Genomic DNA, 25,109 nt, shown 5'->3' with positions numbered 1-25,109 from the left:
GTATATACTGACCATCAAGTCTCGGAAAATCGAGACATCTCTTGGGAAAAGGGCTGATGAAAGAGAAACCCATCGCCAGATTCAAACTGTCATTCAAGCGTATGTACCTTGTGGTGATGGCCTGGGATCTTCTGGGATTTCTATTGATTGTGATTGCAGATGCAGTGGATTGCGGTGTTGAAAACATGCATTTTGCTGGTACTCTGATCGCAATTCTGGTGATTTTTATTGGAATGGCAGTCGCTGCAGCGTCTCTATCAGCCCTTCTAGTCGCATACTTTAAGGTAAGCGTGTATCAGGATCGAATTGGAGGCCATGACTTTTGGGGGTTCTATCGAGAGCAAACATGGAGTGAAATAGAGAATGTGCGACCGTGCAACTATCTGTTTGGGCTTAAAACGGCGATACTTCACAGTCGTTCAAACAAAATTTGGCTTCCCATGTACCTTGCGGATATGAATCGTTTCCGAACCCTGGTTTGCGAACTGGCCAGCCCCGATTCACCACTAGCAGAATACCTGACACAAAACGAGCAACAAGAGATCGACACCTAGTCAAACGACTCCACGCCGGGTACCATCTGTCGGCTTGCCCGACAGTGCTGAAAAACCAGCATTCAACCCGCCAACCAAAACTCGAAAAAACATCGGGTAAGCCCGAATGCAATTCGGGCCGAGCGCAGCGAGCAAGAGGTCGCAGCTCACTAGATCAATACACAAAAGAGACACCAACCAAATTAAATTAGGTTGAGGAACGTGTACTCTTTACATCGTCTGACCTGCAACCTCCTGTTGCCTACGGCAATACCGGATTACATCCGGTACCACCCACATCCGCTCCCGCAACGCCACCAACCTGCATCAGCAAAATTTTCGTGTCTTTCGTCTCTTTCGTGGTAGAAATTTTCGAGCGATTCACGGTCTACCCAAACACCTCACTCACCACTTCCCCACCCAGCACCGTCGCAATTTCCTTTCGGTTATTATGCCGATAGACAAGCTTATGCTGATCCAGCCCCAAAGCGTGTAACAGCGTCGCATGCAGGTCCGCGGGCGACATCGGCTGTTCCACTGGCGTATAACCCAGCTCATCCGTCTGACCGATAATCTGCCCCCCCTTCACGCCGCCGCCAGCCATCCACATGCAATACGTTGTCGGCAGATGATCGCGGCCCCGCCGGTCTCCTTTCGTATTCCCTTCCGTCGTCGGCGTCCGTCCAAACTCGCCTCCCCAGACCACCAGCGTCTCATCCAGCAGACCCCGCTGCTTCAGATCTCTCAAGAGCGCCGCCACCGGCCGGTCCGTCGCTTTGGAGCGTTTCGTGTGATTCGCCTTGATCGCCCCATGCGCGTCCCAGCCTCCATTCCGCAACTGTACCACCCGCACGCCCCGCTCCACGAGTCGCCGTGCAATCAGACAGTGCCTGCCGAACTCCGCCGTCTCCTTGTCATCCAGGCCATACAGCTCCGCCGTCTCTGCCGATTCACTCTTGAGATCGAACACCTCCGGCGCTGATGTCTGCAGCCGAAACCCGAGCTCATACGAGGCAATCCGCGCCTCCAGTTCCGAATCCTGCCCCAGCTGCTGCAGATGCGCTTCGTTCATCCATTTGATGAAATCCAGCTGCTCGCGCCGGTTGGCATGAGAATAACCGACGGGCATCTTCGTATACGGAATCCCCCGCTTGCCGTCCACCAGGGTCCCCTGGTAACGCGAAGGCAGAAACCCGTTCCCCCAGCCCGGCGTCTGCGGTGCCGGCCCGGTGCTGTTCGACAGCATCGAAATAAACCCCGGCAGATCGCAGCTCTCACTCCCCAGGCCGTACGTCATCCACGCTCCCAGGCTGGGCCGGTCCCCTACCGCCGACCCGGTCAGCGCGATACATTCCCCGGGACCATGCACGGGCACCCGATGATTCACCGACCGCAGCACGCAGATCTCATCGATCATCTTCGCCGTCTCGGGGAACATGTTCGACACAGGAATCCCGCTCTCCCCATAATTCTTGAACGTAAAAGGCGACGCCATCAGCTTCGAACCCAGCCCCGCCCGCGGAATGTTGGGCACCCGGGCCGCAATGCTCGCCGGGACCGGCTCTCCCTCCAGCTTCGTCAGCAGCGGCTTCGGATCGAACGTATCCACCTGGCTCGGCGCTCCCGACATGAACAGAAAGATCACGCTTTTCGCCGTCGCTGGAAAATGACTCTGTCCGGTCACCGCCTGTGTTCCCTCTGAGGCCTCAAGCAGTCCCTCGTCCGCCAGCAGCGCCGCCAGACCGACCGCTCCCATGCCCAGCACGCTCTGCTCCAGCATCGCCCGTCGGCTCACAGGCGACGTGGAAAAACCATGACTCACATTCTGCGGATCAAACAACATCAAAGCCCTCGCCTTCAGGGAATATACATAAACTCGTTGAGATTCATTAACGCATGACACAACATCGAAAGCCGCCGGGGCGCCGCATCCGCAGTCTCTTCACCTTCAAAGAAGACCAGCGACCGTAGCCGCTCCTGCGCATTCGGCTTACGTCCCAGCACACGCAGAAACGCTTGAGTCACCTGCTGCCCGTGATCCTCGCCTACATCCTTTGTGATCTTCTCCGCCAGCACCTGCGCCCGCCGATCCATGAACTGGCTGTTCAACATAAACAGCGGCTGCAGTGCCACCGTTGAGACCTGCCGTCGCGAACAGCTGGTCACACTGTCCGGCGCATCGAACATCGCCATCACCGACGGCATTTCGCTCCGCCGCTGGAACAGATAAATCGTCCGCCGCAGATCCTGCTCTTCCCGCTCCTGGGGCACGCTCGGTCCCCCTACCTCCGGTTTCAGTTCTCCCGTCGCACACAGAATCGAATCCCGGATCACTTCCGCTTCCAGTCGACGTCGCGGCCAGCTCCACAGCAGCCGGTTCTCCGGGTCCCGTTTCAGGTTCGCTTCGTTGAATGACCGCTGCTGCCGATACGCGGAAGACAGCACAATCTCACGGTGAATCTGCTTCGTACTCCACCCCTGTTCCATCAGCTCCGAGGCCAGCCAGTCCAGCAGCTCCGGATGCGAAGGCGGTTCCCCCTGCACGCCAAAATCGCTGGGCGTCGCCACCAGTCCCCGCCCGAAGTGATACTGCCATAACCGGTTCACCCAGACCCGTGAAACCAGCGGATTCTTCCGATCCGTCAGCCACTCCGCCAGTGCCGTCCGCGACAGTTGATCCGAACCACTCGTCGTCGCCCCCAGTACCGCCGGCCAGCCCTTGCCCACTTCCGGTCCCCGCTTATGCACATCCCCGCGAATCAAAATCTGCGACTTCGTCTGCTTCAGCTGTTCCGCGGAATACGGAATCGGGTCCCGGTTCACCACCGGCAGCCGCTCGATCTCTGCCTGTCCGGTCAACGGCGAATAATAACCCCACGTATGCGGCTCCTTCGTATGCGCGAATCGCTTGCGGTTGATCAGCTTCTTCGCCTCGCGCTGATAAAAATCATACGTACCTTTCGGCATCCAGACATTCATTTCGGTCGGGTTCGGCAGCCCATCCCCTTTGAGCGACAGATTCCCCAGCTGGCCGTTCACAAAGAATCCCTGCAGCCGATAGTAGTCCCGCTGTGTCAAGGGATCGAACTTATGATTATGACACTGGGCACATTCCAGCGTCAGCCCCAGCAGCGCACTGCTCGTCACATTCACAATGTCCACCAGCACATCGTTCCGCTGCGCCGCCTTGTCCATATTGTTCCCGCTGATCCGGGCCGAAGCCAGAAAACCGGTCGCGATCACATGCTCGTCCGCGTAAGGCGTCAGCTCATCCCCCGCCAGCTGCTCCTTGAGGAATACATCATAAGGCTTGTCTGCATTAAAACTCTCGATCACATAATCCCGATACCGCCACGCATAAGGTCGCGGCAGATCATGCTGATACCCGTGACTCTCGGCCCACCGCGTCAGATCCAGCCAGTATCGCGCCCAGCGTTCGCCATAATGGGGAGATGCCAGCAGCCGCTCCACCAGTTTCTCATACGCCCGGGGATCAGTATTATATTCGAACGCCTCAATCTCCTCCGCACTCGGCGGCAGCCCCGTCAGATCCAGGTACAACCGACGGATCAACGTCCCCCGGTCCGCTTCGGGAACCGGCGTGATCCCTGCTTTATTCCAGGCCCGCGCCAGGAATGCGTCGACCGCCGTCCGAATCGGCTTACTGCTCTTCACCTGCGGCACTTCGGGACGTTTTACCAGTTGAAACGCCCAGTGATCCGATTCCGTCTTCGGTGTTGGCAGCAATGCATAATCCCACTTCGCCCCCTGGTCGATCCACGCCCGCAGCTTCGCAATCTCCTCTTTCTTCAAAGCCGCGCCCGCATCGACGGGAGGCATCCGCGTTTCCGCCACCTGTGTGGAGACGAGTTCGATCAGCTTGCTCTGTTCGCTGTCCCCCGGCACAATCAGCGTCTCTCCCGTACTGAAGCCCAGCAGTTCCTCATGCACATCCAGCCGATACCCGGAATCCGGATTCGTCCCTGCATGACAGTTGAAACACCGCGACTCGAGCAGCGGGTAAATCTCTTTCTCAAAGTTCACCGGCTTCGACCACGCCGTCTTTTTCTTGCCCGCCAGTTTCGGGATCTGCCCGGGTGAAAGATCCAGCACATCGTTCCACGTCCGGCTCAGCACCAGGTCACTCACGTAGATCCGGTCTTCCAGTTCCGTCTTGTAACCGGTCGCAAAACCGACCCACCGCACGGCGTTCACACTCTGTGGATTCACGGTCGATGCCACCGGCTCACCCAGTTCGTCCGGCTTCGGATCCACCCACAAATCAAATCGCGTGAACCCGGCCCGCAACGATTTTTCCGGCTTCGACAGCCGCCCCACAACCACGTAATCCCGGTCGCGTTCCAGTTCCACCGAACTCCAGGCCGTCTGCTGTGAACCAATCCGCACCATGAACACGACCTTCCCCTTCTGGGGACCGCTGGAGGCAATATGCACGCCGATATTCGGAACATGATTCGCATGCACGGCCTTGTCCGAACCCTCATACCGATCCAGCCAGAAGACGAAAAACTCCCCTTCATCGCGCGGCTTCTGATCCGCCGCATACCGGAAACGAAACCGCAGAAACAGCTCCTGATCCTGGTACGTCTCCTTCAACTCCCTCCGCAAAGGGTTGTTCCGCTCTACCGATCCCTGAATCAACGCCTCATGCTGAATCACGGAACCGGAAGCCTGCTTCGGCTTCGCATCCACAAACAGTGCCGGGTGACGATTCGAAAGCACCCACCCCCCGTTCCAGCCGAACCCTTTCTGATCCCGTTTCACGGAATCTATCTGCGGGTTGACCAGCCCGTGTGCCAGCCGCGGAGTTTCCTCGGCAAACGCTCGTGCAGAACAGAACAGCAACCCGCAAACCAACAGCGCCGTTACCAGGTGCCTGTATACTCGATTCGATGTCTGAGCCCGATGTATCATCCTGCCTTCAATCCTCTTGAGTCAAAATCCGCGTTCAATTCTCTACAGGTTGTGTCACTGATGCAAAAGTCTTCCCCAGTACCAGTCGATCCACGAACAGGGAATCAGAAACTTCCGTGTACTGTCCAATCCGCATTCCCACGACGTTGATCTCTTTTAACGGCTTCGCCCCTGTTTCCTGCTGCACCACGGCATCCGGATTCGCGCTCCGATCACCGTCCGGATTCACCCAGAATTCCAGGCGATTGAAATCAGACGACTGATCTTTCATCACACGCCCCACCAGCAGAAAACATTCCCCGTCGATCAGTTCCCTGGAAAAGCCTTCCTTGTTCACCTCGAAACGGGTAAAGAACTGTTTCTCTTTCAAGCCGAAGTTGGGCACCCGCGAATGGCTGCTCCCCTTGCCGCCCGCCACATCGTCGAACCAGAGTGCAAAGAAATCATTCTTGTCCAGCCCTTCGTACTTCACCAGCAGACTGAAATAGAAGTCTTCGGTGAGCGGTTCTGCCAGTTTGCGGGCCATGCGATGTGCCAGCGAAGGATAGGCATGATGATGACCGCGGGATTGCAATACCATCGGTCCCCCCTCCAGTGCGCCCCACTGCAGACGCTGTTCGGGAACCATCAGCCGCGTAAAATTCGGATCAGCCCACCAGCCCTCATGACCGAAGCCCACGCCCCCGGTCTGCTCTGACAAAGAAGTCGCTCGGTACTCGAATGCTTCCCCTGCCAGAATGTTTTTGGGTAATGCCGTATTGATGTGCAGCAGCGCGAATTCATTGAAGGGTGCTTCCGCTTCAAAGGGTACTGCTTCTAACGGCGGATAGTTTCCCGATTTCGCCGCAATCAGCTGTTCCGGCGTCGGCACATCTGCAAACTTGGTCGGCGTCACCCGGATGTCGGCCCCCTGTGCATTCCCGCGTGTGAACAGCACCGCCTGGCTCGCTTTCAGATTACGGGGTTGCTCTGCCTGCGCCTTGGGTTTGATATCGACTTCCCCCTCAAACACATGCACTTCGGCCTTCCCGAGCGGATCGACGACCGTCCCGAACCGCGTCCCCTGATCGACAATCTCCATCTTCGGCGTATCGACGGTAAACCCATGCGCTTCGTCAGGCACATAGGCGGCCAGCTTGCCATAGTTCAACTTCGCATTCATGGACGAATTCAGCTCAATCTGTGCGGGACCTTCCAGCACCACGCCCGCCCCGCTTTCAAAGCGAATCCGGGCAATCCCCGATTTCAGCCACAGCTGCTTCCCCGCGGTAAACCGGGTTCCATAAGCGATGTCATCCCCCAGTTGCTCGTCTTCCCAGACCGCATCCTCTGTATCCAGCAGCATCCCCACATAACGAGGCAGCTCAATCAGCGGTTCGGGAGTGACCACCACCGGCTCCTCAGGTAAGTTCGTCTCTCCGTTTCCCCGGAACCAGACAAAGCTCCCCACCAGAATCAGCAGCACGACGACCACAGATACCTGCGCCAGATAACCGAAGCCACTCCCCGCGGCTCCCGCAGCCGTGGCTTTCACCACCACAGGCGCGTCCTCAGTCACCGCATCCGCTTCCAGCGTCTCCAGGCTAATCCCGTCCGGCACCGACGCATACAGGTTCGTGCTCAATAGCTGATCCAGGTGCAGCTGGTCCGTGTATTCTTCGATCAGCTCCGGATGATCATTTAATATCTCGGTCAGCCGCGCATCCTCATCGGTCGTCAGCTCATCCGCCATCAACCGGCTGGTCAGCCGCGCCAGTTCATTCCGCAAAGCATCGTCGGGGGAATTCATGTCTGCGCCTCCCGGGCCATCGTCTTCTGGATGCACTCCATCAGTGTTTTGCGAATGCGATACAGGGTCATCGAAACCGCATCCGCCGACCGCCCCTCATCCGCAGCGATCTGATTCACGGGTACCGCATCCCGATACCGGCTCTCCACCAGTTGTCGATGCGAACTCGGCAGCTTTTCCATACAGTGCGTCAACGCCTCCGTATGCGATTTCGCCTCGATCGCCCGCCGCGTCGTCGCAGCCGCGATCTGCTCCAGCGTCCATTCTTCCAGCACCGCCTGACCGTCGTTCCGCACCCGCTTGAAAAAGGCCAGCGCCTGCAGCTGAGCAATCCGGCACGCCCAGGGCAGAAACACCCGCTCCGGGTCATACTCATCCCGCTTCCGCCACAGGACGGTATTCGTCTCCTGCAGCACATCATCCACATCGGCCGCCCGACGAATCAGCGCCACCAGCAGCCCCCGCAACACAGGCTGGCTCCCGGCAATCAACGCCACATATTCCTCATCCAGATCACGATTCGTCAAAACAAAGGCCCTTCCGCGCGCAAGTCAGGTCGATTCAAAACATCCTGTATCAGTTCATTAGATCAACCATCCCCAATCTAACGCAGTTTCTGATAAAAAGATATTTATTCATCAAACCGAGCAGGCATAAAAGAACATAAAGCACTGCAGAGATTGAACATACGCAACAGAAACGGGTAAGCCCGAATAAAATTCGGGCCGAGCGCAGCGAGCAGGAAACTGACAGAGAAACCACCCAACTGAGAAAGACCGCTCCTCAACTCAAACGTAGGGGCGGTGCCCACGTGCCCGCCCGCCTCACGGCGAACGAGTTCATTTCCCCGCTCAATGGAACCAGATCAGACAAGCATCTTAGAGGGTGGGCACGGATGCAATCCGTGCCGAGCGCAGCGAGCAAGAGGTCACAGCTCACGAGAACAATTCATAACAGTGATCCCCAATTGAGAGCACAGGAATCGAAGAGCCCGCTCAACTTTTCGTCTGCATCAACACGGAATCAGATCCGGCAGCACGATGCCTCATAAAATCAAACCCTGAAACTGAAGTATTCGAATCCAATCCAGTAGCAGAAATCAATAATCGCATACCACAGCATCAATAGATAATACAACCCCCACAACATAGCCCAGATGAAAACTATTGAGAGCAATGCCACACAGAGTTCCATTGTCAGTAGCCGAATTTTATACATTCGTTTCATGGGCTGCTCGGTCTGATATTATTTCATACCGTGAATCAAAAATGGTCGTTCAATTTATTATCAATTTCCTGTTGCCTCCGGCAATACCGAATTACATCCGATACCACCCACTTTCTCACACGCACTCCTGCCTGAAACCCTTTTCGTGTCTTTCGTGCTTTTCGTGGTAGAAAAAAACCCAAGCCTTTCGCAGTAGTATTTTTCGCCCCCTTAGTGGTCCCTACCGCCCATCATAACCAAACACCCCAATCACCCGCACCGGCTTCCCTTCCGCCTGCAACCGAATCCGATGCTTCCCGAACGGCAGCCCCAACACGCCGCGACGGTTCTCAATAAAATGGTTCCGCTCCTGCGAATCGGTAAACGGCTGATTCGTCGGCTGTGACCAGGCCTGCTTGCCGTCCACCTCCGCCACCAGCGTCCCGCCTGCCGGATCATCCAGCCAGGCGATCGACAGCTCATCCACCTCCACTTCAATCTCCAGCGTCTCTCCCGGCTGCAGTTGGAACGCCTTTTCCCCATACGGAGCGCCCCACATCGATTCGAACTCCTCTACCGCAGACTTCCCCTGCCAGCCCTGCGCATCCGCGCCATAGAAACGACGCTTCAATCCCACCTTACAATCCACGACACTCAGTCGTGCACTCGGATTCGGAATCTCGATGATGTGCCGATCCCCGCGTGTCAGCCGTCCATGCACGAACGTCGAATTCCGCGGATTGGGAACTGAGAAACTGTGGCGACCATGCCCCGCATGCTCTGCCGGCTGACCATCGATCAGCAGTTGCATCATCTCCCGTTTGTTATCCGCCCACAGATTGAACGCGGCGTCTTCCAGGATCATCATCCGCCCGTCTACAAGCCGCGGGCTGTCTTTTTGAAACCGGACCATGGTCCCTTCCCAGTTCCGCGCATACCCATTCATCCGCGGCGGCAACTGTTTTTGCGGCACTCCCTGCAGTGTGGCTTCCGCCGGCATCTCGAACACCTGCTCCAGCTGTTTGAACCACAGGTAATGACTGCCGGCGGCGGGATGCCCGCCATCGGGGGCCATCGCATAATAATTGGTCGTCGCTTTGAGATCGATGATCAACTGCCCCATGTCCACGAACGGAATTTCGTAATAGGCGCACAGCTCCTGCATCGGCTCCGTCATCGAATTGGCAGAGCCTTTATCCCGAATCCACATGCAGGAGACAAACTCGACGCCGGGATAATGACGTTGAAACCAGCGGATCGCTCCTTCATAGGCGGCGATTTCATCCGGTCGGTCGATATGCTCGTTATGCCCGTGCCCGAAGATCACCAGGTCCGGTCCCGGCTTGTTTCCGTTTTCAAACAGCGCCGGATACAGTTCCTGCCAGGACTTCCCGGTCGGGTGCCCGTTCTCATTCGGGTTGGGCGACAGTTCCAGTTCCGCATAAGCTTTGAAGCCGCTGTGCGATTCGCCAATCGACGATCCATCGCAGGCCATTACGTTGAGCAGCATCCTGTCGACAGGATAATGATACTTCCGCAGCAGTTCCTGTCGCAGCCGTCCCGTATACATGAAATAGTGCTGCGACCAGCCCACATAATCCTGCAGATCGGGCCGTCCCATCCGCTCTGCGATAAGCCGTTTCATCGCGGCCGGCGTACCCGGTCGGGCTTCGATCAGCGGTTCCTTATAGTGCGGGCTCGCGGGATCTTCGTCATAAAAATAGAGCCGCGGATTGGCACTCCCCCGGTCGATGCTCGACCCCAGCGTCAGGATCGAAATCGGCTGTCCCGTACTCAGCTTCTGCATCGTGCGGGGAATCTTCTGATACAGTTCGGGCAGTGCGCGGGACGTGGTCGGTGCTGTCTTCGCGGCAGTCTCCCCTTTGACCAGTGCGGGAGACTGAATCCAGACCCGCTTGTCAGAATCATTCACAAACTCGACCAGCACGCCCACCACATTGCGAAACGCAGCATCCGATTCGCGCTGTTCTTTAAACCGGGGATCGATCTTGAGTCCGTTTAACTGCAACTGAAATTCTTTTTGCGTCTCCTCAGACGAAGCCTCCAACTGCGGCGAGCGTACGAGCTCTCCTCGCCCGTGCTTCGCAAACGTCCGCTTGTCGGGCATTCCGAAGTCCGCCGGCGACCACTGCCCGTCGGCACTTTCAATCAGCATCAGACAGAGCCGCGCCTTGAGTGCCCCGCTCTGTTCCTGATACCCGTTGACTGACAGACTGACTGCATTCCCGCCCTTGAGCCCCAGTTCCGGCAGCGTCGCAAACTGCCAGATCCGTTTACCCGGCAGAATCTCCACCGCTTTCGCTGATGTGTTGAGATTGGATTTGTCCTCTGCCGTTCCGCCGATCACATCCACCCAGCGATCCGTATTCCAGCAGAGTATCGAACGCCCCGGTTCCGGATCAGCGGTCTTGCGTAACTGAAACCCGGGATTCTGCAACAGATTAATCATCGGCAAAACATTATCGGCCACCACCAGCACTGGAGGGAGACAGAGCAAAACAAAGGCAAATAACACAGCAATCTTTTTCACGGCAGGACTCACAGGCAGGGGATACAAGGTTGGAACTGAATTTGAGTGACTCAATCAATAAAACTTCTCTTATCTTATACTGATTTCTGTTTCGAACTCAAAACCAGTTATGTAGGATCAGAAAAAAACTTCTGAAAGCAGATCATGCTCTATACACTCGCCGCAATCTCCTGTTTTGTTCTTCAGTTAGAGCCGGACACAACGCCTGGGGTCAAAGAATTCCCCGCTTATTCCTGTCGTCTGAGGCTGCCAGATCCTTTTTTCACCTGGTCTGAGAAGGAACTGCCTCCGAATTTTCTGGCTGAGTGCAGGAACGGCACCGGTATCAGTCTGGTGCTTTTAGCGCGGGATGCTCCGGACGATGCAAAACTCGACGATTCCACAATCGCTCAGATCCGTAACTCCTATCGGGAAGAAGATCCCGTCAAATTCATGAGTGGAAAACTCATCGTCTTTAAAGATGTCCCCTGTTATCAATATTTACTAAAAATCAAGGCTGAGGACTCCTTTACTGTTGCGCGTACTTTTGCTGCCCATCAAAAGATCTACACACTATTCCTGAACCTTCCCGGTGATCAGTTAGACGACAAAGAAAATCGCAACCTGATCTTTGACGCGTTCGAATTCATTGGAGAATCACAAACGCCAGAGTCTTCGTATAAACCGCCCATCCCCGAAACCAGAAAAAAGCCCTACAAGCTTTTCACTAACCTCCTCAAATTTTTCTTTGTGATCGTGATAGCAATCTTCGCTATCGGACTCTGGTACCGTAACCGGAACCTGAGACGGGATGATGATGATTTTTAAACATGACGGGTGCGCCCGAATACAATTCGGGCCGAGCGCAGCGAGCAGGAGGTCCCAGCTCACGAGATCAATTCACAACAGAGTAACCCACTTGGCTGATCAAAAGAGCTTGAGGAACACGCACTCTACAGATCGCATTCACTGCGACCTCCTGTTGCCTGCGGCAATATCGGATTACATCCGATACCACCCATGGAATACTCTTTTATTGATCTCCCCACACCAGCAATTTTTTCGTGTCTTTCGTGCCTTTCGTGGTAGAAAAAATTCCGTGTCTTTCGCGGCAGCATCAATTTCGCGTCTTCCGTAGTAGCACGCGTTGCGTATGCGCCAGAACCAGCGGAATCGCCGCCCGCACCACGGGAAACGTGTGCCCCCCTTTGAGCTCCACATATTGGTGAGGAATCTCCAGCGCAGTCAGCCGGTCACGAAAATGCTCGTTCATCGTCCGGTCAAACGCCTGGTCCGCGGTGATAATCAACAGCGATACCCCGCGCAGTTTCTCCGCCTGATTCAACGGATTGAACTTGTTCCATTCAACTTCATCAGCACCAAACCGCTCCACGGGCACTTTGTAAGACTGTCCCGCCGGCAGACCATTGCGGGGAAAATCGAGCAGCCCGATCATTGAACTCACCGCCGCAAACCGACCAGGATGCCGTTCGGCAAACCGCACACAGCCATACCCGCCCATCGACCAGCCCGCGATCGCCCACTGCGCCCCCTGTTCGGGCAGGTCATACGCGTTCGCCATCTTCGTCAGCACCTCTTCCAGGTACGTCTCGTACACATCCTGTTTGCGTACGGATGAATTGATGTACCAGCCGTCATCGCCGTCCGGCAGAATCACAAACAGTCCTGAATCCAGCAGCTGCTGACGAATCACTTTGTCATCCACCAGCGACCGCTCATGCCGCCCCCGCCCATGCAGAATGACCAGCGTCCGCCGCTCCGCAGGTTTGATCGACCGCCAGTTTTCCGGCAGCACTATCACAGCCCGCTTCCGCTGTTTGAGACTCGTACTCTCAAACGAAACCACTTCAATCCGCGGATAGAGTTCTGCTGTTTCCAGCTCTGCGGCCTTCACTACAGAAACAGACAACCAGACTCCCACCACCAGACCAGCTCGCATCAGTCTGTTCAAGCACCGTCCCGATATCATCATATTTTCCTGAGTTATTAAAACATCATGGGTAAGCCCGAATGTAATTCGGGCCGAGCGCAGCGAGCAGGAGGTCCCAGCTCACCAGATCAATTCACTACAGAGCTACCAACTCCATCCCCTATAAAAGGCACATCCACGCACCACACGCACACTGCGACCTCCTGTTGCCTCCGGCAATATCGGATTACATCCGATACCACCCACGGTTCGGTTTTCTTAAATTCGTACCCACTTTATCTCGCCAGCACTTACACAAGACCCATTTCGTGCTTTTCGTGTCTTTCGTGGTAGTAAAAATCGTATCTTGAATTCCCAATTCAATACACCCTGATCTCACATACCCGTGCCTGCTCCGCACCGTTCGTCCCCGTTATCACCAGCCGCAGTTGAGACACTCCTGCCACATCGACCTGATGCAACCGGCGGCGCTGCCAGTTCCCTTCCACAGTCACTACGGTCTGCCAGTCATGCCCGTCAAACACCTCAATCGCATAAGCCCGCACCGTTTCCGGCTGCGCCTGTCCCCACAACATCCGCGACGTATATCCGTCATGCTGACTCAGTGTCAGATGCCGATGCAGGCCCGTATCAAAAATCAGCTGAACCTCACGCACCGTGATCGGCGTCTCCCACTCCAGCAGCAGCGTCGCCGGTAGTCCCGCAGCCGGATCCGACATCCAGCGATGACCGCCCGGCAGAGCCCGCTCGGGCGGTGCGCCCCGTTCTCCCTGCACACTCCGTGTCTGCCCCGAAACCACTTCCGTCGCCCCGAATCCCGGCTGCTCACTGCTGGCAGAAATCCGGGCCGACCGCGCGAGGTCATTCTCATCTGCACTGCGAATCCCCACCAGGTACGCATCATCGCGTAACAACCGCTGCTGAATCTCTAACATTATCTCGGTATGGGAACTCAGCTCCGCGGGACTCAACTTTCGGTGCACCGCGCACGCCGCCGCCGTCCCCACTCCCTGCCCGATCACCGCGCAGGTCGCCATCACACGGGTCGACGAAAACGCCACGTGCGTCGCGGAAAGATTCCGACCCGCAAACATCAGGTTACTCCGATTCCCCGAAACACAGGCCGTCAGCGGCACATTATATAAGTGCGGCACCGGATGCTGTCGGCACGGCTCCTCCTCCGCCGCATCGATTCCTGCGGGAGGGTGCAGATCCAGTGACCAGCCGCCATAGGCAATCGCATCCGGAAAGTCACGCGACGCAAGCAGGTCCTGCTCCGTCAACACATGCTGTCCGATGAACCGTCGACTCTCCCGCTTGCCCGGCAGAAAACCGAACCAGTCCAGCGCCCAGTGAGCCGCCTCGAAAGGATCGTCCCCCGCTGGTGTGCCCGGCGGTCCGTTCTTTACGTGATCCCAGATCCCCAGCACAATCGACAGCAGTTCGTCGCGGATCGTTTCATTCTCCTTGATCGTATCCAGCGTGCCACCCCACTCGGCCCACCAGTATCCGTACTCGTGCGTCGGCTCCTCTTCACCCGGCGTCGCATACAGTCGCAGCTTGAGTTCATCCTTGGTGAATCGGCGTGCCCAGTCGGAAGCCACAAACGGCATCGGCCGCGTATGTTTTCGGGCCTGCATCAGAATGGTCGATCCCAGCCGCTCGTTGTCCGCCTTAACGGGAGCCAGCGTTTCCCGGTAATCATCCTGCCCTTCGCGGCCCTCCATGAACAGCGCCCCGGCTTCCGCCGCCAGACGACCATCGCCGGTACAGTCGATGAAAATCGACGCATCAATCGTAAAGCGGTCTTCCGTACTCTGCCGTTCGGCGATCGCCTGCGTGATCCGCTCCCCTTCCAGCCGCACACCGGTCACACAGGTATTCAGCAGCAACGTCAGATTCGCTTCGGCCCGGCACTTCTCATACAGAATCAGATCAAACATCGACGCCGACCGCTGCGGATTCCGCACACAGTTCTCCAGCCGCAACTCTTCGATGATCCCTCCTTCGCGGGCTTCCGTCTCCAGTTCCGCTCCCCGATCAAAGTGCCCCGTGCCGTTCGCTCCGACAATATGCATCCGCACTTCGCTCGATGCATTCCCCCCCAGCACCCCGCGATCCTGGCAGAGAATCACGCGTGCCCCACATCGCGCCGCGGCAATCGCACAGCAGCACCCCGCCATGCCTCCCCCGGCCACGAGGATCTCAGTCTCCAGAAAATGCGGTTCCAGTATCGACATCGTAAATTTCATCCTTTGAATTTGACACGCCCATTAAATGTCATATAATAATCGCCAATTGTCATTATTCAAGATTTTTCCCCCAAAACTAGACACTGTAATGACACTTATCAACAAAGAATCGCCCAACTCACTGGCTCTGGATCTCTCCGAACGTATTCGGCATCGCATCCAGTCCGCCGAGTTCACCGACGGCGATTTCTTTCTTACCGAAGCCGAACTGGCTGAAGAATACAACGTCTCCCGGCGGATTGCCCGCGAAGCCGTCAATCGGCTCTGTGCCCTGGGTCTGCTCGAAGGCCGCAAGCGGAAAGGGTTGATTGTCCGCCACCCCGACCCGGTCGAAGTCTGGGCCAACTGCCTCCCCTCGCTGGCGCGGTCACCGGAAAAACTGGCCGACCTGGCCCATTTCCGTTACGCCCTGGAGGTGGGTGCGATTGAACTGGCCATCAAAAATGCCAGCGAGGAACAGATCACACAACTGGCGGCACTCGCCGAAGAATTCCAGCAGACCGCCGGCACTCCCGAAGACCGGCCCCAACGCATCGAGGTCGAGCGTCAGTTCCACGGACTGATCCTGGAAATGTCCGGCTCTCCGATCATTGCCGACATGCAGAAACTGCTGGCGACCCTGTTTGAAAATTCCTACCCCGCCCGGGAAACCCCCGTGCTGGCCGAGGAAATCAACCAGCGCATCATCTGGCAGCACTTTGAACTGGTCGACGCCATCAAAGACCGCGATGTCGAACGGGCCCGCTCCGTACTGCGTTCGCATCTGAAATACCTGTTACTCACACCACCGGAAACCACCTGAAACTTTTTCTGACGAGGTTCGACAACATGCAGCAACTCGCCCCCTCATTCCTGACCATCCTGGCCCTGCTCGGCAGTCTTCTAAATTCCCCTGCATCACTGTCTGCAGGCAGTGATAATGATCTGCCCGCCGTGGAAGTCACCAATGTCCGCCAGGTCTTCGATAACGGCGAACACAATGCCTTCACCGACATGATCGAATTCAAAGGCAAGTACTACCTCACCTTCCGCACCTGCCCGGGCGGCCACATGCTGTTTCCGACCTCCCGCATTCTGATCATGCAGAGCGACGACACCAAAACCTGGAAACAGGTCGATGAATTCTCCGTCCCCAAACGCGATGTCCGCGATCCGCACTTCCTGATCTTCAAAGACAAACTCTTCGTCTATACCGGCACCTGGTACTGTGGCGACTCCGCTCCCAAAACCCGCACCATCAACGAACACCTGGGCTACGCCGTCTGGTCGGCCGACGGTAAAGAGTGGTCGAAACCGATCATGCTGGAAGGCACCTACGGCCATTACATCTGGCGGGCCGCCGCCTATGACGGCAAAGCTTATCTCTGCGGACGCCGCATCCGTCACTTCGCCAAAGATGACCAGGGACGCGAACTGATCGAAACCGCCATCCTGGAAAGTGACGACGGCCTGGTCTGGAAAACCGCCAGCCTGTTCAACGAACGCCAGGGCGACGAAACCGCCTTCCTGTTCGAAAAGAACGGCGACCTGCTGGCCATCGGTCGCAGCGGATCCAACCCCGCCTGGGTCATGCGTTCCCGACCTCCCTTCGACCACTGGGACCGTAAACAGCTCGACCGCTACATCGGCGGCCCCCTGCTCGCCAAATGGGGCGACCGTTACCTCGTCGGCGGACGTCAGCGCAAGGACGGCAAGTATGTCACTTCGCTCTACTGGTTCATAGACAATCAGCTGCACGAATTCGCCACGCTCCCCAGTGGCGGCGACAACTCGTATCCGGGCATATTGGTCCTCTCGCCGGATCATGCCGTAATTTCCTGGTACTCCAGCCATGAAAAAGACAAGGACGGCAAAACGATCACCGCCATCTACATGGCCGATCTGTGGCTGAAGAAATAATTATTGATGCTCCAGATCTATCTGCGTTACAATGCACAACAGGGAAAGTGTCGGCCGGTCCGCGCTTTCCCTGTCCGCATCCTGCCTGAAGTCGATCAGGGACTCCCAGCTTCCGGGGAAAAACCAAAACTTGACGCCCTCGATATATCACGATATATTAAAAGCGTTCTGTTTTACATTTTTCCGATCTCAACAGCTGCAGATACCAACGCCCGATGGAAGACGCCTCTAAAAATCTGACCGAACAATCTTATCAGTATATCAGGCAGCAGATGGAACAGAACGTCCTCGCTCCCGGAACCCGTCTGGTGAACCGCAAACTGGCGGAGGAACTGGGCGTGAGTGCCATTCCAGTGCGGGAAGCGATCTGCCGTCTGGCTTCAGAAGGACTCGTCGAACACATTCAGGGCTCCGGGGCATTTGTGCGAGAGATCAGCCGCGAAGACCTCGACGAACTCTATGTCCTCCGCGACCTGCTGGAAAGCTTCGCTGCCGGCGAAGCAGCACAGTTCATCTCCCAGTCGCAACTGGAAGACCTGCAGTTCATCATCGATGATCTGCGCGAGATCACCGCCGACCTCCAGGAACGTCAGGCCAGACATACCACACCGGCCCAGTTCAACCGCTGGGTCGATCTGGAGACCGAATTCCATGAGATTCTGATCGAAGCCTCCCGCAATCGGTTGCTGAAAAAAGTCATCCAGGACCAGCGGACGATCACCGACATCTTTTATGCACTGAGACAGTTGAAGCACAAGATCATCACACCTGCCAGTGCCGAGGAGACGTGTCTTGGAAAAGAACAGCTTCTGGATGCGTTAAAAAAGCGAAATCCGGAACAGGCCCGGCAGATCATGAGCGAACAGATTCAGGCCGGTCGGCGTGACGTGCTGGCATTCATGCGGAAACAGGAACGGGGAAAACATGCAACTTGAACATCTCGAAACCGGACTGCTGTTTAAAAACCCCAAACCGCACGTCCACAGCGTACACGCATATTTTCCCTCGGTTGTTGTCCTGCCCGACGGTTCCCTGCTCGCCATGTACATGCTGGGGGAAGCCTTTGAAGCCGTCAACCTGCAGCCGTACCTCTCCCGCTCACAGGATCAGGGCGCGACCTGGGAACAACTGGGACCACTGGAGACCGCCGTCCCCGGGCATGACACTTCCACATTCGGACGTCTTTCGATCACAAAAAGCGGGGAAATCATCGCAAACCTGGTCCGGTTTGACCGGACCGGACGGACTGAGGAAGGTCTCTGCAACCCCGAAACCCTGGGTATGGTTCCCTCAGAGCTACTCCTGCTGCGTTCCATCGATCAGGGGCAGACCTGGAACAATCCGGAGCCGGTCTCTACGCCGCTTGCGGGTCCGGAATTCGAAATGTGCAGCCCCATTACAGAACTCAGAGATGGCCGCTGGATCTGGTCTACCTCCACCTGGCGCGACTGGGAGGGACAACTACCCAACGGCAATCGACAGTTGGCCTTCGTTTCCAACGATCAGGGAGAAAACTGGAGTGGCTACCTGGATATCATGCACAGTCCGCAGAACAACCTCATCTTCTGGGAATCGAAGGTGATTGAAATCCCGGACGACAGACTGCTCTCGGTTGCCTGGTGCTATGATGAAGCCAGCGGCCAGGATCTCCCTAACCAGTACGCGCTCAGTGATGACGGGGGGGCGACCTGGTCGTCTCCCGCTTCGACGCAACTGACAGGCCAGACACTGACCCCCTGTCTGCTGGAGGACGGCAGTCTGCTGAATATTTACCGCCGCATGGATCACCCCGGCCTGTGGGCCTGCCTGTCCCGGATTGACGAACAGGGGCACTGGACCAATCTCGATCAGCAGCCGCTCTGGGGACACAATCTGCTGGAAGGCATGACGCACACGAGCGTAAATATGTCGGAAACGTTTGCTGCTCTCAAGTTCGGCGCGCCACACATCAGCCGGCTGCCCGACGGAGACCTCTTCGTCACCTTCTGGTGTTATGAACAGTGCGTGAGCGTCATTCGCTGGTTCCGGTTTTCGGTGTCTCCACAAGAAATACCGCGAGAACAGCAGACGACTGCCCACTGCTGATTCTCCTCGGAAGTTTCACTTCCCTATGCTCTTTTCCCGGCACCTGCTGCGCCTCGTTCGAGAAGCAATTTTCCGAAATCGGACTCATTTTTTCATTTTGATATTGAAAATATATCAAACCATCATAATGATATATCATAATATATCTACCTTCTATTGCCGGGTATATTCTGAAGAGCGTCTCATTCCTGTCCCTGTTGATCTGTTTCTGGAGATTTTCCGATGTCAACAAGTAAAAACTCCCCTATACGACGCGACGGATTCACGCTGATCGAACTCCTGGTGGTAATAGCCATCATCGCCATTCTGATCGCCCTGCTCCTGCCTGCGGTTCAGCAGGCCCGGGAATCGGCGCGCCGCAGTACCTGCAAAAACAATCTGAAGCAGATCGGACTGGCGCTGCATAACTACCACGATTCGCACAGCATGTTCCCCTTCGGCCGCAGCTTTGCTGATAATTCCAACTCGGCGCCCCAGAACTTCGGTTCGCACATGTGTGCCACCATGCTTCTTCCCTTCCTCGATCAGACCAATGTTTACAACCAGTTTAATTTTCTGTCTGCCTTCAACTCAGCCGCAAATGCGCCTGTCACCCAGCAGAAAATCAACGTCTTCATCTGTCCCAGTAACCCGCAGGATGAAGGACAGAACTGGACCGGCGCCGGAGGCCCCAACGACTCCTGGGGCAGCCATTATCAACCGGTCGCACACAGTGGTAAAGACGGGAACCCCGCGCGGGATGGACAGGATGCAGTCGGTTTCAATAAGGACGGCATGTTCTACCGCAACTCGAAAACCAGGTTCCGAGATATTCTCGACGGATCCAGCAATACCCTCGCGTTCTCGGAAACCGTGGGCGATACTCCCGGTTCCCACGAACTTTTCACCTGGGGTGCCTACGGCGGAGGCGGCATCGGAGTCCGTAGCGGGATCAATGCCAACTTTCCCCTGCTCTCCGGCTGGAACTGGAACGGCGATGACTTCACCGGCCCGGCGAGTTACCACACCGGAGGCTGTCATTTTTTACTGGCTGATGGCGCGGTCCGCTTCCTTTCAGAAAATATTGACCTGGGAACGTTACAAAGCCTGACCACACGGGCCGGAAGTGAAGTCGTGGGAGAATTCTGATCTTCCCGGCTCAACACAGGTCGTTTCTCGTATTCATCGCCATCCGTTGTTAACCCTCTCGTTATTGATTTGATGCCTGACCATGCAGAACTTTTTTATCTTAAGCGTCTGTTGCCTGCTGCTGTCGAGTTGTGGAAGCAAGACAGGCGGGCAGGATTTTACTTCTGTTGCCGGAGAAGTCACCTACAAGGGACAGCCGATTCTGGACGGAGTAATTCGTCTCTCACCTGCGACTGGAACCCAGGCACCGGCCCGCACCACGCAAATTAAATCGGGACGCTATCAGTTCACCGAACGTAACGCAGTCAAGGCCGGGACATACCAGGTGGAAATCTATGCTTATCGTGGTGGCTCCGGCCTGCCGGGAGATAAAACCGCAGACTCCCCGGAACGGGAACAGATTCTGCCGGAACAATTCAACACGCAGTCTGAAATCGAAGTGCTGCAGGTGCAAACCGGCAATGGCGAAATTCAACAGGATTATCACTTTAACTGAAAGAAGCGATTCATGCCTCGTTCTACTTCCCTTTACGGACTCTGTCTGATCCTGGCCTTTATTCTCGGCGGAGAGATTCAGTTCAGCAGTCTCAGCCGCGCCGAATCACGACTGCTTGTCAAAGCGACGAAAGAACTCCCGCGACACGGGGAAGGCAGTCTGCTGACGCTCGACAACGGGCGTCTGCTGCTGGTTTACACGCAGTGGTATCACGGGACCGGCAACGACCACGATCCTGCCCGCCTCGTCGAGATTCATTCGGATGACGGCGGCAAAACCTGGTCCCCCCCGCAAACCGTGCAGGAAAATATCGGCAAAATGAATGTGATGTCAGCCAGCCTTGTCAAAACGACGAGTGGCAAAATCCTGCTGATCTATATCCGTATCGACAGCAATCGGTTTGCCAATCTCTGGTACAAAGAATCGACAGACCTGGGAGCATCGTGGAGCGAACCGAAGCAACTCTCGCATGGTAAACAGGGGCTGATCTTCGCGGTGAATTCTGCCGCAATCCGGCTGAAATCGGGACGCATCCTGCTGGCCGCCTATGGTTCTCCCAGTGCCTGGCAGAAAGACGAGCACTTTGTTTCTTTCAGTTACTATTCTGATGACGAAGGGCAGACCTGGCATCGCTCTGATAACCAGGTCGACTGTCCGCTCCGGGGTGCAATGGAACCGGAAATCGAACAACTCTCTGACGGACGGATTCTGATGCTGATTCGCACTCAAACCACACGCATGTACCGCTCATTCAGCCAGGATGGCGGACAGACCTGGAGTCCGGCAGAGAAGACCGACATCGTGCATCCCGAAGCCCCCATGCTGTTACAACGGATTCCTGGTGAAAAGGCACCATTGATTCTGATCTGGAATAATGCGGTCGTCCCCGGAGCCGACCACCAGGGACCGCGCACGCCTCTCACACTCGGGCTGTCCTACGATGATGGCACCACCTGGGAAAAACTGATCAACATTGAAGACAATTCCAAAGGCTCCTACTGTTATGCCAGCATGGACTTCCGTGATGACACCCTGCATCTGGTCTATTATGGACCGGGAGGACTGCGTTATCGAACGATCCCACTCCAGCAGATCTTAAACCATGATCTAAAACAGAAATCCGCCACACAGGAGTGAGGGTAACCTGCTACGCCTTCTGAGAAATCAGACAAATGAGTGACCGTTTCGGTGACAATGGCTCTTTGATGGTTTACCATAAACACATCAACCCACACCGATATTCACACCCAACCAGTCGCTCAGAGGCGCTCCATGAAATTCCCGCCGGTCTTACTGTTTCTATTCGTATTTGTCTGTGCGCCTGAGTTCATTCTCGCCGACTGGCCCCAGTATCGCGGTGATGCCGCCCGCAGCGGATCGACAGAGGAACCTCTACCCAATCGCATGGAGCTGCAGTGGACGTTTCGCACTCCCCAGCCCCCCACTCCCGCCTGGCCCACGCATACCCGCATTACCTTTGACGAAGTCTTTCAGCCCATCGTGGTCAAACAGACGGTCCTCTTCGGCAGTTCTACCGACGACCAGTTGTACGCCCTCGATCTCAAAAGCGGTCAGCTCAAATGGAAATTCTTTACAGAAGGGCCAATTCGCTTTGCTCCCGCTGCCTGGAAAGATCGTGTCTTCGTCGCCAGCGATGATGGCTGCCTGTATGCATTGAATGTTGAAGACGGTTCGCTGCTCTGGAAAAAACGGGGCGGCCCCGAACGAAAATTCATTATGGGTAACGATCGACTGATCTCACACTGGCCGGCCCGAGGCGGCCCGGTCGTCCTCGGGGATCAGGTCTATTTTGCAGCCGGGGTCTGGCCCTCCGATGGCGTTTACCTGTATGCCCTCGACGCGGAAACCGGCAACGTTACCTGGAGCAATCAGAACTCCGGGCAACGCCTCATGAATCAGCCGCACGGCGGTGCGAGTGCCAAAAGCGGCGTCTCATCACAAGGCTATCTCGCTGCCAGCCAGGACCAGATCTTCATGCCCACCGGACGCGCCGTCCCCGCCGCCTTTGATCGGGCGACCGGCGAATTTCGCTATTACCATCTGCAGAAAAATCAGCAGCGCGGCGGCTCGGAAGTCATGCTGGCTGACCGGTTCTTCGCGAACGCGGGCTGCCTGTTCGACCAGCTGACAGGCGACCTGTCACAACAGACCGGAACCGGCCCCATCGCGGCGACTCCCCAGGGCGTTCTCCGCGGCAGTGGACAGTCACTCGTTTACAGCACATGGATCGACACCAAAACCAATGACCGCAAAGGCAAGCCGATCTCGATCAGAAGCCTCAAAGAAAAACGACTCATCCCCCTGAATTATACGATCACCGATGTCATCATCGCCGGCAATGACGCGTACTGTGGTTCGCACAACAAGGTCACCGGCGTCGACTTCAAAGGCCAGGCCAATACCTGGTGGTCGCATGAAATCGAAGGCACCGTCCGTGGCCTGGCTGCCTCTGATGAATGCCTCATTGCCAGCACCGATCAGGGAGTCATCTGTTGTTTCGCCAACGCACAGCCACCGGAAACGGTCGAAGCACAGCCACAATCGCCCGTCACCACCAGCCCACTCTACCAGCAGGCAGCCCAAGCCATCTGTGAGAAGACCAACGTCTCCACCGGAATTTGTGTCGACCTGGGCGCTACCAACGCGGACCTCGCCCTCGAACTGGCCCGCCAGTCCGACTTTCAGATTTACGTCGTCATGGCGGATCCAGACCAAGCCCAGCAGGCCCGTGAACGCCTCGCGGAAGCGGGTCTCTACGGTTCGAGGGTCGCCGTGCACCTGGCTGATCCCAAACAGGTCCCTTATTCAAAGAACTTCGCGAACCTCGTCATCTGCTCGGCTGCGCTGAATCAGGATGTCTCTCCGGCTCTCCTCAAAGAAGCCCGTCGGATTCAACGTCCTTTCGGCGGTCAGCTCTGCTGGGGTTCCGTTGAGAACCTGCAGCTGGAAACCAAAGACGATCTCAAAGGGGCCGGCAGTTGGACACACCAGTACTCTGATTCCACGAATACGGTGAATTCCAAAGATGAAATCGTCAAAGGGCCGCTCCGCATGTACTGGTATCGCGATGTCGACTTCCAGATCCCCAACCGGCACGGACAGGGCCCTGCCCCACTCGTGAGTCGCGGCGTCATGGTCGTCGGCGGTCTGCACGGTCTGTGTGGACTCGACGCCTATAACGGGCATACGCTCTGGAAATATCAGCTCAGAAACAACCTGACCGACATGAATGGCATTCATCATGATGTCAGCACGGCCGAGGTCGGCAGCAACTTCTGCCTCGGGGGCGACTATGCCTTCGTCTACAAAGACACCTTCTGCCATCAGATCGAACTGAAGACCGGGAAGCTGGTCCGCAAGATCTCCACTCCCGTCAGTCGCGACGATCCGAACCAGAACTGGGGCTATCTCGCGTACCATGACGGCGTGATCTATGGCACCGTAAGCAATGACGCGCATCACACCAGTCCCCGCTATGAAGGCATCAGCCTCCGTAATGAATCGGTTCTGTTTTTCGCCGCCGATGCCAAAACCGGGAACATTCTCTGGACCTACCAGCCTGAGTACTCGATCCGCAACAACGCAATCACCATTGGCAACAACAGCGTCTTTCTCGTCGATCGGGAAATCGCCAAAGCGGACCACGTCAAACAGGCCCGCCGCAACGGTCGCCCCAACCCTCCCTCTCCGGAAGACGCACACCGCAAGGGCAAGTTGAAAGCCTTCCAGGCCAAAACCGGGGCTGACCTCTGGGAAGACGATCAGGAAATCTTCGGCACCCAGCTGGCACTCTCCGCAGACCACGACATCCTGCTGATGTTCTACCAGGGCATCCGGCACAAATTCTTCCGACTCCCTTCCGAAGTCGGCGGGCGACTCGCTGCCGTCGATGCCAAAACGGGAAAACGGATCTGGGATATCGCAGCCGAGTATCAATCGCATCCGATCATCAACGGCGACAAAATCTTTGCCCAGGGAGGTGCCTGGGAACTGAAGACCGGAAAACCGATCTCCTTCAGCTTCGAACGCTCCTATGGCTGCGGCCAGATCTCTGCCAGCAAACACCTGATGGTCTTCCGCTCCGCCACACTCGGGTACGTCGACCTGACCCGCAAAGCCGGCGTCGAAAACTTCGGCGGCATCCGCCTGGGTTGTTACATCAACGCCATCCCGGCCGGCGGCCTGGTCCTCGTTCCCGACGGCTCGTCCCAGTGTAACTGCTCCTACCAGATGCAGGCCTGGTTCGCTCTGGAAGGCAGTGAATGAATTTTGCCCGGACTACTT

At 56.4% G+C, this 25,109-nt stretch carries 18 protein-coding genes; 10 read left to right on the top strand and 8 right to left on the bottom strand.

Going from position 1 to position 25,109, the window contains the following annotated elements:
• Nucleotides 1-56: 56 nt before the first annotated feature.
• Nucleotides 57-554, top strand: a complete 498-nt coding sequence (locus RID21_RS04785) for a hypothetical protein (protein ID WP_350187420.1) — start codon at nt 57-59, stop codon at nt 552-554.
• 241 nt (nt 555-795) lie between these two features.
• On the opposite strand, the gene RID21_RS04780 is transcribed toward RID21_RS04785, so the two are convergent.
• The 6 genes from RID21_RS04780 to RID21_RS04755 form a co-directional block, all read right to left on the bottom strand.
• Entirely contained in the window at nt 796-918 is a 123-nt protein-coding gene (locus RID21_RS04780; protein ID WP_350187419.1) for a hypothetical protein, read from the bottom strand.
• A gap of 3 nt (nt 919-921) precedes the next feature.
• Nucleotides 922-2,376, bottom strand: coding sequence for a DUF1501 domain-containing protein (locus RID21_RS04775; RefSeq protein ID WP_350187418.1), 1,455 nt, complete (start codon nt 2,374-2,376; stop codon nt 922-924).
• Nucleotides 2,377-2,390: 14 nt separating this feature from the next.
• A complete protein-coding gene (locus RID21_RS04770; protein ID WP_350187417.1) occupies nt 2,391-5,468 on the bottom strand; it encodes a PSD1 and planctomycete cytochrome C domain-containing protein in 3,078 nt (1,025 codons plus the stop codon).
• Nucleotides 5,469-5,502: 34 nt separating this feature from the next.
• Complete coding sequence (locus tag RID21_RS04765; protein WP_350187416.1) at nt 5,503-7,257, bottom strand: FecR domain-containing protein; 1,755 nt, start codon at nt 7,255-7,257, stop codon at nt 5,503-5,505.
• Complete coding sequence (locus RID21_RS04760) at nt 7,254-7,784, bottom strand: sigma-70 family RNA polymerase sigma factor (RefSeq protein WP_350187415.1); 531 nt, start codon at nt 7,782-7,784, stop codon at nt 7,254-7,256. Before RID21_RS04760 ends, RID21_RS04765 begins: the two co-directional genes overlap by 4 nt.
• A gap of 920 nt (nt 7,785-8,704) precedes the next feature.
• Nucleotides 8,705-11,014: an SGNH/GDSL hydrolase family protein gene (locus RID21_RS04755; protein ID WP_350187414.1), complete on the bottom strand. Its 2,310-nt coding sequence runs from the start codon at nt 11,012-11,014 to the stop codon at nt 8,705-8,707.
• 144 nt (nt 11,015-11,158) lie between these two features.
• Here RID21_RS04755 and RID21_RS04750 point away from each other — a divergent pair, with 144 nt between their 5' ends.
• Nucleotides 11,159-11,821: a hypothetical protein gene (locus tag RID21_RS04750; RefSeq protein ID WP_350187413.1), complete on the top strand. Its 663-nt coding sequence runs from the start codon at nt 11,159-11,161 to the stop codon at nt 11,819-11,821.
• 289 nt (nt 11,822-12,110) lie between these two features.
• On the opposite strand, the gene RID21_RS04745 is transcribed toward RID21_RS04750, so the two are convergent.
• A complete protein-coding gene (locus RID21_RS04745; RefSeq protein WP_350187412.1) occupies nt 12,111-12,953 on the bottom strand; it encodes an alpha/beta hydrolase in 843 nt (280 codons plus the stop codon).
• Nucleotides 12,954-13,303: 350 nt separating this feature from the next.
• Nucleotides 13,304-15,184 carry an FAD-dependent oxidoreductase gene (locus RID21_RS04740; RefSeq protein ID WP_350187411.1) on the bottom strand — a complete coding sequence of 627 codons (1,881 nt, stop codon included), beginning with the start codon at nt 15,182-15,184 and terminating at the stop codon, nt 13,304-13,306.
• A gap of 100 nt (nt 15,185-15,284) precedes the next feature.
• Between RID21_RS04740 and RID21_RS04735 the strand changes: the two genes are divergently transcribed.
• The 8 genes from RID21_RS04735 (at nt 15,285) to RID21_RS04700 (ending at nt 25,091) form a co-directional block, all read left to right on the top strand.
• The gene (locus RID21_RS04735) at nt 15,285-15,998 is read left to right on the top strand and encodes a FadR/GntR family transcriptional regulator (RefSeq protein ID WP_350187410.1); all 714 of its coding nucleotides are present in this window, start codon (nt 15,285-15,287) and stop codon (nt 15,996-15,998) included.
• Nucleotides 15,999-16,024: 26 nt separating this feature from the next.
• The gene (locus tag RID21_RS04730; RefSeq protein WP_350187409.1) at nt 16,025-17,095 is read left to right on the top strand and encodes a hypothetical protein; all 1,071 of its coding nucleotides are present in this window, start codon (nt 16,025-16,027) and stop codon (nt 17,093-17,095) included.
• Nucleotides 17,096-17,310: 215 nt separating this feature from the next.
• On the top strand, nt 17,311-18,030 hold the full coding sequence (locus tag RID21_RS04725) for a GntR family transcriptional regulator (protein ID WP_350187408.1): 720 nt from the start codon (nt 17,311-17,313) through the stop codon (nt 18,028-18,030).
• A complete protein-coding gene (locus RID21_RS04720; protein ID WP_350187407.1) occupies nt 18,020-19,180 on the top strand; it encodes a sialidase family protein in 1,161 nt (386 codons plus the stop codon). Before RID21_RS04725 ends, RID21_RS04720 begins: the two co-directional genes overlap by 11 nt.
• A gap of 222 nt (nt 19,181-19,402) precedes the next feature.
• Nucleotides 19,403-20,308: a DUF1559 domain-containing protein gene (locus RID21_RS04715; protein ID WP_145181527.1), complete on the top strand. Its 906-nt coding sequence runs from the start codon at nt 19,403-19,405 to the stop codon at nt 20,306-20,308.
• A gap of 82 nt (nt 20,309-20,390) precedes the next feature.
• Complete coding sequence (locus RID21_RS04710; RefSeq protein WP_350187406.1) at nt 20,391-20,804, top strand: hypothetical protein; 414 nt, start codon at nt 20,391-20,393, stop codon at nt 20,802-20,804.
• A 12-nt stretch (nt 20,805-20,816) separates the two neighbouring features.
• Nucleotides 20,817-21,941 carry a sialidase family protein gene (locus RID21_RS04705; protein ID WP_350187405.1) on the top strand — a complete coding sequence of 375 codons (1,125 nt, stop codon included), beginning with the start codon at nt 20,817-20,819 and terminating at the stop codon, nt 21,939-21,941.
• A gap of 135 nt (nt 21,942-22,076) precedes the next feature.
• Nucleotides 22,077-25,091: an outer membrane protein assembly factor BamB family protein gene (locus RID21_RS04700; RefSeq protein ID WP_350187404.1), complete on the top strand. Its 3,015-nt coding sequence runs from the start codon at nt 22,077-22,079 to the stop codon at nt 25,089-25,091.
• Nucleotides 25,092-25,109: the final 18 nt, after the last annotated feature.

Origin of the sequence: Gimesia sp., from assembly GCF_040219335.1 — a bacterium.
GTDB lineage: Bacteria > Planctomycetota > Planctomycetia > Planctomycetales > Planctomycetaceae > Gimesia.
The sequence above is the reverse complement of the archived record's forward strand: the minus strand, read 5'-3'. Positions and strand labels throughout refer to the sequence as shown.